Raw genomic sequence first — 9,230 nt, 5'->3', positions numbered from 1 at the left:
TGAGACTGGCTGTCAGACCCACTGGTCACCCCGGTGACCTGTGGGTCTGACACGTCGGATCAGCCTTCGGCGATCACCATGGCGGACGCGATACCGGCGTCGTGGGAGATCGTGATGTGCCAGGTGCGCACGCCGAGCTCGGCGGCGCGGGCGGCCACGGTGCCGCTCGCGTCGATCCGCGGCGGGCCGCCGATCGTGCGGTGCACCGTGACGTCGTGCCACCGGAGGTTGCCGGGGGCGCCGAGCGACTTGGCGATGGCCTCCTTCGCCGCGAACCGTGCGGCGAGCGACGCCGCCGGCAGCTCGCGCTCGGCCTCGGTGAACAGCTTCTCCCGCAGCCGGGGCGTGCGGTCGAGGGTCTCCATGAACCGGTCCACGTCGACCACGTCGATGCCCGTGCCGATGATCATGGCCTCAGCCTAGGTCCCCGCCGCCGGAAACCAGGCCGCTCCGCCCCAGGTCAGCGCAGGTCGGGGCCCTCTGCTCACATGACGGTGCCGGTGTTGCGAAAGGTGCCCGTTTTGCGGCACCATATCCCCGTAATGCACAGGTAAAGGTGGCACCTGCTTCGTCTCGGCAGGGCGCCACCTTTCGCGCGTAGGAGGTTGCCATGCCGGAGGACGACGACAAGCTCCCCTTCCCCGTCATCATGGTCGTGGTCTTCGGCATCGTGATAGCCGCGATCGTCACGCTGCTGGTGTACGTCGCCGTGTCGAGCTGACGCCGCTCGCCTCCTCGACGCGGTCCAGCCACTCCCCCACCAGGGCCTCGAACAGCTCGCGCTGCTCGATGTGCAGCGAGTGCCCCGCGCGGTCCAGCACGGCGAAAGTCGCGCGCGGGTAGTGCTCCAGGAGGTCCCACGCGTCGCGGTAGCCCGTCATCGAGTCCTGGCGCCCGACGGCGATCAGGACGGGCTTCTCGAACGGCGCGGGTTCCACGGGGAACGTCCCGGCGTAGCTCGCCTCGATGCGCGCGACCGCCGCCGGGTCGGCCGCGGCCAACCCGGGTTCGACCTCCTGGCGCGTCCGCGCCCAGGTCTCCTCCGTCTGCACCACGAGCACGTCCTCCGCGTCGAGCGCCTCGTCCCCGACCCGCTCGGCGAGCGCCCGGTCCTGGACCAGCACCTGGCGCTCGGGGAGCCGGCGCAGCTCGTGGCGCGGCTCGACCAGCGTGACGACGGCGGCCAGGCCGGCGACCCGGTCCGGGTCGGCCGCCGCCAGCCCGCGCGCCAGGTATCCGCCGTACGACTGCCCGACCACGACGTAGGGGCCCTCGGGCACCAGCGCCGCGACCGCACCCCGCAGGATCCGGAAGACGTCGTCCGTGCTCGCCACGTCCGGGGCCGAGGTGCGACCCATGCCCGGCAGGTCCACGTAGAGCCGGCGCCAGCCCTGGCGTCCCGCGAGGACGGGCTCGAACGCACCGGTCATGAGCCGGTGGTCCACCGGGAACCCGTGGACCAGCACCGCCGTGCGCACCCCTTCGCCCGCCTGCGGCCCGTGCTCCACGTAGTGCACCCGGACCCCGTCGACCTCCACGTACGCCATGAGCGCTCCTCTCCTCCGGCCGCCACGGCGTGGCGCCCGTCAGTGGCAGACCCTAGACGGGGTCACCGACATCGCGGATGCCCGCGGTGTCCTCCGGTCGCACCAGGTGCCGCCAGCGGAACCACTTGCGCTCCAGCTCCTCGGGCAGGTCGACGTCGAACCGCCGGGCCACGAGCAGGAGCTGCGCGAGCGCGTCCGCGACCTCGCCCCGGAACGCGTCCCGGATCTCGTCCTCGGACAGGCCCCGGTCCCGCGAGCGCCCGGACAGCGTGAGGAACGCCTGGGTGAGCTCGCCGATCTCCTCCTGGAGCTTCAGCACGAGCCAGTCGTCCGTGCGTTCCAGGCCGTGCACGCGCGCGTAGACCCGGCTGATGATCTCGACCTCGTCGGAGAGCTGCTTCAGTTCCACGCCGACGAGCGTGCCACAGCCGGGCCGGCGGGCTTACTCGACCGTCACCGACTTGGCGAGGTTGCGCGGCTGGTCGACGTCGAGGCCCTTGGCGGTGGCGAGCGCCATCGCGAAGATCTGCAGAGGCACGACGGCCAGCAGGGGCTGGAGCAGCGTGGGCGCCTGCGGGATCCAGAAGATCTCGTCAGCGTACTTGCGCACCTCGTCGTCGCCGTCCTCCGCGATCACGAGGGTGCGGGCGCCGCGCGCCCGGATCTCCTGGATGTTGGAGACGACCTTGGAGTGCAGGGAGTCGCGGCCGCGCGGCGAGGGCACCACCACGAACACGGGCTGCCCCTCGTCGATCAGGGCGATCGGGCCGTGCTTGAGCTCGCCGGCGGCGAAGCCCTCCGCGTGGATGTAGGCGAGCTCCTTGAGCTTGAGCGCGCCCTCCAGGGCCACCGGGAACCCGACGTGCCGCCCCAGGAACAGCACCTTGTCCGACTTCTCCATGGACCGGGCCGTCGCGCGCACGTACTCGCCGCGCTCGATGACGGTCTGGATCTTGCGCGGCATGGCCCGCAGCTCGTCGAGCAGCGTGGCGATCTCGTCGGGGAACTTGTTGCCGCGCAGCTGGGCGAGGTACAGGCCCAGCACGTAGGCGGCGGTGATCTGCGCGAGGAACGCCTTGGTGGAGGCGACGGCGATCTCGGGGCCGGCGTGCGTGTAGAGCACCGCGTCCGACTCGCGCGGGATCGTGGAGCCGTGGGTGTTGACGATCGAGATCACCTTGGCGCCCTGCTCGCGCGCGTGCCGCACGGCCATCAGGGTGTCCATGGTCTCGCCGGACTGCGTCACGGCGACCACCAGCGTGCGCTCGTCGACGATCGGGTCGCGGTAGCGGAACTCGTGCGCCAGCTCGACCTCGACGGGGATGCGGCACCAGTGCTCGATCGCGTACTTCGCCACGTGCCCGGAGTAGGCGGCGGTGCCGCACGCGATCACGATGATCTTGTTCACGGCGCGCAGGATCGACTCGTCGATGCGCAGGTCGTCCAGCACGAGCGCGCCCGCGGCGTCGGTGCGGCCGAGCAGCGTGTCGGCCACGGCCTGCGGCTGGTCGTGGATCTCCTTGTCCATGAAGGAGTCGAAGCCGCCCTTCTCGGCGGCCGCGGCGTCCCAGTCCACGGTGTAGCGCTTGGCCTCGGCGGGCTTGCCGTCGAAGTCGGTCACGTCCACCGACGTCGGCGTGATGGTCACCACCTGGTCCTGGCCCAGCTCCAGGGCCTCCTTGGTGTGCGCGATGAACGCGGCGACGTCGGAGCCCAGGAAGTTCTCGCCCTCGCCGAGCCCCACCACGAGCGGGGAGTCGTGCCGGGCGCCGACCACGGTCTCGGGCGCGTCGGCGTGCACGGCCAGCAGCGTGAACGTGCCCTCCAGCCGGCGCGCGACGGCGGTCATGGCGGCCGTCAGGTCGCCGGTCTCGCGGTACGCCTTGGCCACGAGGTGGGCGGCCACCTCGGTGTCGGTCTCGGACCGGAACACCACGCCGTCGGCCAGCAGCTCGGCCTTGAGCTGGGCAAAGTTCTCGACGATGCCGTTGTGGATCACCGCGAGGCGGTCGCCGTCGGCCAGGTGCGGGTGGGCGTTCGCGTCGGTGGGGCCGCCGTGCGTGGCCCAGCGGGTGTGCCCGATCGCTGCGGTGGCCTCCGGGAGCGGGTCGTGGTCCAGCACCTCGATCAGGTTGGCGAGCTTGCCCGACTTCTTGGCCCAGGCCACGCCGTCCAGCCCGGGCGCGACGAGCGCCACCCCGGCCGAGTCGTAGCCGCGGTACTCGAGGCGCCGCAGCCCCTCGATGGCCACGTCAAGAGGCGTGCCCGAGGGCAGGGCCGCGCCCGAGGCGCCGCCGTCCGCGATAGTCGCGGCAGTTCCGGTGTAACCGACGATCCCACACATGCGGGCGAGTCTAACGAGCGTTCGGAGCGGCACCCATGACCGGGCTCACAGGGCTCCTTTCTCACCCGCAGGATCACCTGCCGCCTCGGACGATGTCGATCCTTGCCCCGGGTGGGGCACAATGCTGCAGGTGGTTTCACAGTTCCCGACGACGGACCTCGGGGAGCACCTGCTCGCCCTTGCCCCGTCCTCGCCCTACGTGGATCTCGACCGGGCGGCCTGGAGCCGCCTCTCGGCATCCACCCCGCTGCCGCTGACCGACGACGACGTCGAGCGCCTGCGCGGACTCGGTGACCCGATCGACCTCGCCGAGGTCGACGCGATCTACCGCCCTCTGTCGCGACTGCTCAACCTCTACGTGCAGGCCACCGGCGGCCTGCACGACGCGACCTCGACCTTTCTGCACGAGGATCCGCCCCGCACCCCGTACGTCATCGGCGTGGCCGGCTCGGTCGCCGTCGGCAAGTCGACGACGGCGCGCGTGCTGCGCGAGATGCTCGCGCGCTGGCCCGAGACCCCGCGCGTCGAGCTCATCACGACCGACGGGTTCCTCTACCCGAACGCGGAGCTCGAACGGCGGGGCCTGATGGAGCGCAAGGGCTTCCCGGAGTCGTACGACCGGCGCGCCCTGATCAGGTTCCTGTCCCGGATCAAGGCCGGCCAGTCCGAGGTGCGGGCCCCCGTGTACTCGCACGTCATCTACGACATCGTGCCCGAGCTGGAGGTGGTGGTCCGCAAGCCCGACGTGCTCATCGTCGAGGGCCTGAACGTGCTGCAGCCGGCCCGGCCGTCCGCCGTGGACGAGTCGACCGTCGCGGTGAGCGACTTCTTCGACTTCTCGATCTACGTGGACGCCCGCACCCGGAACATCCGGCAGTGGTACGTGGAACGCTTCCTGGAGCTGCGCCGGACCGCGTTCACCAAGCCGGACTCCTACTTCAAGCGGTACGCGTCGCTCTCCGACCAGGAGGCCACGGACAAGGCCCTGTCGATCTGGGAGTCGATCAACGCGCCGAACCTCGAGAAGAACATCCTGCCCACGCGAGGGCGCGCCACGCTGGTGCTCACCAAGGGCTCGGACCACGCGGTGCAGCGGGTCCGGCTGCGCAAGCTCTAGTCAGCGGTCCTTCGCGGACCGGCCGCCGTCGTCGGCCCGGTGGACGTACTCCTTGATCATCTCGGTGGCGCCCGCCGGGACGGCGACCTTCTCGCCGTCCGCACCCTTCCCGCCGTCCTCGTCCTCGTCGAGGTGCCGGCGCGAGAACCAGCCCACCACCTTGTCCACGAGGAAACCCATCGCGACACCCAGCACCACGCCGATGGCGATCGCCAGCAGCGGCTCGTGCCCGAGCCACTGGGCCGCGACGAGGCCGATCCCCGCGGAGTACAGCGCCCACATGACCGCCGCGATGGCGGCGATGAACATGAACCGGCGCCGCGGGTAGCCGACGGCGCCCGCCGTCATGTTCACGGCCACGCGTCCGATCGGCACGTAGCGCGCCGCGAGGATGAAGGAGGCGCCGCGGCGGGTCAGCGCCCGCTCGGCCCAGTCCACGGCACGGCGCCCGCGGGCCGAGCGCAGGAACGGCACCCGGTCGGTGCCGATCATCTTCCCGATCTGGTACGCGATCTGGTCCCCGAGCCACGCGCCGGCCGCCGCCGTGATCAGCACCAGCCACATCCAGGGCGTACCGGTGCTGTGGGCCGACACGGTCAGGGTGATGACCACCGACTCGCTGGGCAGCGGCGGGAAGAAGCCGTCGATGGTCGCGAAGGCGAACATGGCCGGGTAGATCCACGGCGAGGCGGCCATCGCGAGGATCCATGCCTCGGTGGCGCTCAGGACGGTGGAGATGAGTTCGAGCACGGGACCTCGGGAGTCTCGGCCGGGCACTACCCGGGGGCGGAGAAGGGCACCTCATAGTGCCTACGTCCAGACTACGCAAGGGGGGCCCCTGAATCGCATCAGGGGACCCCCTGGTAGAACCCCGCTTCCCAAGGTTTCACGGGCCGTTCACGCCCGCGCCCCGCCGAGGGTGAATCGCGCGGAGGCGCCTGGCGGCCCCGTCAGAGCGCGAGCCGCCCCCGCTAGAGGGCCAGCCGCTCCCGCACCACGGCGGCGAGATCCTCCGCGACCTTGTCCGCCTCGTCCTGGGCGGGGGCCTCGACCATGACGCGCACCAGCGGCTCCGTGCCGGACTGGCGCAGCAGCACGCGGCCGGTGTCGCCGAGCCGCGAGGTCGCGTCGGCCACGGCGCTCTGCACGCCCTCGTCCGTGCCGGCCCGCGACTTGTCCACGCCGCGCACGTTCACGAGGGTCTGCGGCAGGCGCTCGATCTCACCCGCGAGGTCGGCCAGCCGCTTGCCCGACGCCTTGACCCGCGCCGCGAGGTGCAGCGCGGAGAGCACGCCGTCGCCGGTGGTGGCGTGGTCGGCCAGGATGATGTGGCCCGACTGCTCGCCGCCCAGGCCGTAGCCCTGCGCGCGCATCTCCTCCAGCACGTACCGGTCGCCCACCGCGGTCTGCACCGTGGTGATGCCGCGCTCCCGCATCGCCAGGATGAGGCCGAGGTTGCTCATGACGGTCACCACGAGGGTGTCGCCCGGCAGGCGGCCGTCCTCCTTGAGGGCGGTCGCGAGGATGCCGAGGATCTGGTCGCCGTCCACGATCGCGCCGGTGTGGTCGACGGCGAGGCAGCGGTCGGCGTCGCCGTCGAACGCGACGCCGAAGTCCGCCTCGGACGCCACCACGACGGCCTGGAGCTGCTCCGGGTGGGTGGAGCCGCACTTCTCGTTGATGTTCCGGCCGTCGGGGCTGGCGTTCATCACCACGACGTCGGCGCCCGCGGCGCGCAGCGCCTCCGGGCCGACCTCGCTCGCCGCGCCGTTCGCGCAGTCCAGCGCGATGCGCAGCCCCTCGAGGGGACGGTGGTCGGGCGTGGTGCCGACGCTGTCGGTCAGGTGCCGCACGTAGCGCTCGGCGGCCGCCTGGCCGTCCGTGCGGATGCGTCCGACGGCGGCGCCCGTCGGGCGCTCCCAGTCGTCGCCCAGGGTCGCCTGGATGGCGTCCTCGACGGCGTCGTCGAGCTTGAGCCCGCCGCGCGCGAAGAACTTGATGCCGTTGTCCGGCATCGGGTTGTGCGAGGCGGAGACCATGACGCCGAGGTCTGCCTCCAGCTCGGTCACCAGGTAGGCCAGCGCGGGGGTGGGCAGCACGTTGAGCATCACCACGTCCACGCCGGCGGACGCGAGGCCCGCGGCCACGGCACCGGCGAGGAACTCGCCCGACGCCCGGGTGTCACGTCCGACGACGGCCCGCGGACGCGGGCCCAGCAGCTCACCCTGCGCGGTCAGGACCCTGGCCGCCGCGGCGCCCAGCTCCAGCGCCAGCTCCGCGGTGATGTCCTTGTTGGCGAGGCCCCGAACTCCGTCGGTGCCGAACAGCCTGCCCATGCACATTCTCCTCAGCTCGTTCCGATCCCACCGTAGTGGGGCCCGGCCTGCGCCGGAAATGCAGGTGGCCCCGCTGAACAGTGTCGACACTGTTCGGCGGGGCCACCCGGCCAAGCGCTCTGATCAGCGCTTCGAGTACTGCGGAGCCTTGCGGGCCTTCTTGAGACCGGCCTTCTTGCGCTCGACCTTGCGGTCGTCACGCGTGAGGAAGCCGGCCTTCTTGAGCTCGGCGCGGTTCGACTCCTCGTCGATGGCGTTCAGCGCACGGGCGATGCCCAGGCGCAGCGCGCCGGCCTGACCCGACGTGCCGCCACCCGTGATACGGGCGATGACGTCGAAACGGCCCTCGACCTCGACCAGGTTCAGCGGCGAGTTGACCAGCTGCTGGTGCACCTTGTTCGGGAAGTAGTCCTCGAGGGTGCGGCCGTTGATCTTCCAGGTGCCGGTGCCGGGGACGAGGCGCACGCGCGCCACGGCCTCCTTGCGGCGCCCGAGGGCCTGGCCCGGGGCGGTGATGGACGAACCGCGCGTTGCCGGCGCAGCAGTCTCGGTGGTGTAGTTGCTGGGCGCCTCGGCGCCCTGCTCGAATTCGACGGTGGTCTCGGCCACGGTGATGTCCTCGCGTCCTTCGCGTTACGATCGGCAGCGGCCTCAGGCCTGCTGCGAAACCTGGGTGATCTCGAACGGCTTGGCCTGCTGCGCCGTGTGCGGGTGCTCAGAGCCTGCGTAGACCTTCAGGTGGGTCATCTGCGTCCGACCGAGCGAGGTCTTGGGGATCATGCCGCGCACGGCCTTCTCGATGGCGCGCTCCGGCTTGGTGTCCAGGAGCTCGCCGTACGGGGTGGCCGTGAGACCGCCCGGGTAACCCGAGTGGCGGTAAGCCAGCTTGGTCTCGCGCTTGTTGCCGCTCAGCGCGACCTTGTCGGCGTTGATGATGATGACGAAGTCACCACCGTCGACGTGCGGAGCGAAGGTCGGCTTGTGCTTCCCGCGCAGCAGTCTGGCGACCTGGCTTGCCAGGCGGCCCAGGACGACGTCGGTCGCGTCGATGACGTACCAGTCGCGCTGGACATCGCCGGGCTTGGGGGTGTACGTACGCACGGTTCGTAACCTTTTCGTTTGCGGTGTCGTCGGGCGAGAAGCGGCGCCCGAAGAGTCAGGTCGTTGTGCGCGGGGGTCAGAATGACGTCCGGGCCGTTCGTCCGCACTCGAGTGGGCTCGGTGCTGACGCAGGACGTCGTGACAAAGCACAACGACTCATTAGAGTACCCGGCAGTTTCCCCGGGGGTCAAAGCGTGGGCGGCCTCCGGGGCGGTTCCACGGGCATGAGGTTCGCCACGTCCGCACTATGGCGTCCGCGCCGATCTGGTGTCACGGTAGGACCATGACCGAGGAAACACCCGCCACCATGCCAGGACCGGACGGCATCGCCGAGGGCGACACCGACCAGCTCCCGACCGAGGACACCCTGTACAGCCGGGGTCCGAAGGACTTCCTCGACGAGGGGTACTCCCCGCCGGACCGCCCGCGCTCGAACCACTGGGGCGAGACCTCGTGGGAGGAGCGCCAGGGCGAGTCGATGGACCAGCGGCTCAGCGAGGAGGAGCCGGACGTCTGGCAGGACGACCCGCTGGACCGGGCCGACACGTCACGCGCGGGCCGGCTCGTCTCCGACCCCGACGCGGACCCCGGCAGCTACGCGGCCGAGGACGGCAACCGCCAGAACGACCTGTACGGCACCGACGCGGGCATCGACGGCGCGGGCGCGAGCGCCGAGGAGGCCGCTGTCCACTGGGTCGAAGAACCCTAGACCTGGCGTCGAGCTAGAACTGTGGCGGGGGCGGAACCACCATGAGTGCCGCCACACGAGAGAATAAAAAAAAAAA

10 protein-coding genes are annotated in these 9,230 nt (G+C 71.0%); 2 read left to right on the top strand and 8 right to left on the bottom strand.

Going from position 1 to position 9,230, the window contains the following annotated elements; all coding sequences use genetic code 11:
- Window positions 1-59: 59 nt before the first annotated feature.
- From ACFWEJ_RS23880 to glmS, 4 genes are all read right to left on the bottom strand, one after another.
- The gene (locus tag ACFWEJ_RS23880; protein WP_285101023.1) at window positions 60-410 is read right to left on the bottom strand and encodes a holo-ACP synthase; all 351 of its coding nucleotides are present in this window, start codon (window positions 408-410) and stop codon (window positions 60-62) included.
- 276 nt (window positions 411-686) lie between these two features.
- Entirely contained in the window at window positions 687-1,547 is an 861-nt protein-coding gene (locus ACFWEJ_RS23875) for an alpha/beta fold hydrolase (RefSeq protein WP_377231673.1), read from the bottom strand.
- Between the two features lie 52 nt (window positions 1,548-1,599).
- Window positions 1,600-1,956: a pyrophosphatase gene (locus ACFWEJ_RS23870; protein ID WP_377231672.1), complete on the bottom strand. Its 357-nt coding sequence runs from the start codon at window positions 1,954-1,956 to the stop codon at window positions 1,600-1,602.
- Window positions 1,957-1,989: 33 nt separating this feature from the next.
- Window positions 1,990-3,891: a glutamine--fructose-6-phosphate transaminase (isomerizing) gene (gene glmS, locus ACFWEJ_RS23865; RefSeq protein ID WP_377231671.1), complete on the bottom strand. Its 1,902-nt coding sequence runs from the start codon at window positions 3,889-3,891 to the stop codon at window positions 1,990-1,992.
- Between the two features lie 121 nt (window positions 3,892-4,012).
- On the opposite strand from glmS, the gene coaA reads away from it, so the two are divergent.
- Complete coding sequence (gene coaA, locus ACFWEJ_RS23860) at window positions 4,013-5,008, top strand: type I pantothenate kinase (RefSeq protein ID WP_377231670.1); 996 nt, start codon at window positions 4,013-4,015, stop codon at window positions 5,006-5,008.
- On the opposite strand, the gene ACFWEJ_RS23855 is transcribed toward coaA, so the two are convergent.
- The 4 genes from ACFWEJ_RS23855 to rplM all read right to left on the bottom strand — a co-directional run bounded on the left by ACFWEJ_RS23855 (window position 5,009) and on the right by rplM (window position 8,445).
- Window positions 5,009-5,758, bottom strand: a complete 750-nt coding sequence (locus ACFWEJ_RS23855; protein ID WP_377231669.1) for a DedA family protein — start codon at window positions 5,756-5,758, stop codon at window positions 5,009-5,011.
- A gap of 221 nt (window positions 5,759-5,979) precedes the next feature.
- Window positions 5,980-7,344 (bottom strand): phosphoglucosamine mutase, encoded by a 1,365-nt coding sequence (gene glmM, locus ACFWEJ_RS23850; protein WP_377231668.1) that lies wholly within the window; start codon window positions 7,342-7,344, stop codon window positions 5,980-5,982.
- 123 nt (window positions 7,345-7,467) lie between these two features.
- Window positions 7,468-7,953: a 30S ribosomal protein S9 gene (gene rpsI, locus ACFWEJ_RS23845; protein WP_182620582.1), complete on the bottom strand. Its 486-nt coding sequence runs from the start codon at window positions 7,951-7,953 to the stop codon at window positions 7,468-7,470.
- Window positions 7,954-7,995: 42 nt separating this feature from the next.
- A complete protein-coding gene (gene rplM / locus ACFWEJ_RS23840) occupies window positions 7,996-8,445 on the bottom strand; it encodes a 50S ribosomal protein L13 (protein ID WP_377231667.1) in 450 nt (149 codons plus the stop codon).
- Window positions 8,446-8,728: 283 nt separating this feature from the next.
- Here rplM and ACFWEJ_RS23835 point away from each other — a divergent pair, with 283 nt between their 5' ends.
- A complete protein-coding gene (locus tag ACFWEJ_RS23835) occupies window positions 8,729-9,154 on the top strand; it encodes a DUF5709 domain-containing protein (RefSeq protein WP_377231666.1) in 426 nt (141 codons plus the stop codon).
- Window positions 9,155-9,230: the final 76 nt, after the last annotated feature.

Origin of the sequence: Promicromonospora sp. NPDC060204 (assembly GCF_042728455.1) — a bacterium.
In the GTDB taxonomy this organism is placed as follows: domain Bacteria; phylum Actinomycetota; class Actinomycetes; order Actinomycetales; family Cellulomonadaceae; genus Promicromonospora.
Note: the sequence above shows the minus strand (reverse complement) of the source record. Positions and strands in the feature narration are given on the sequence as shown.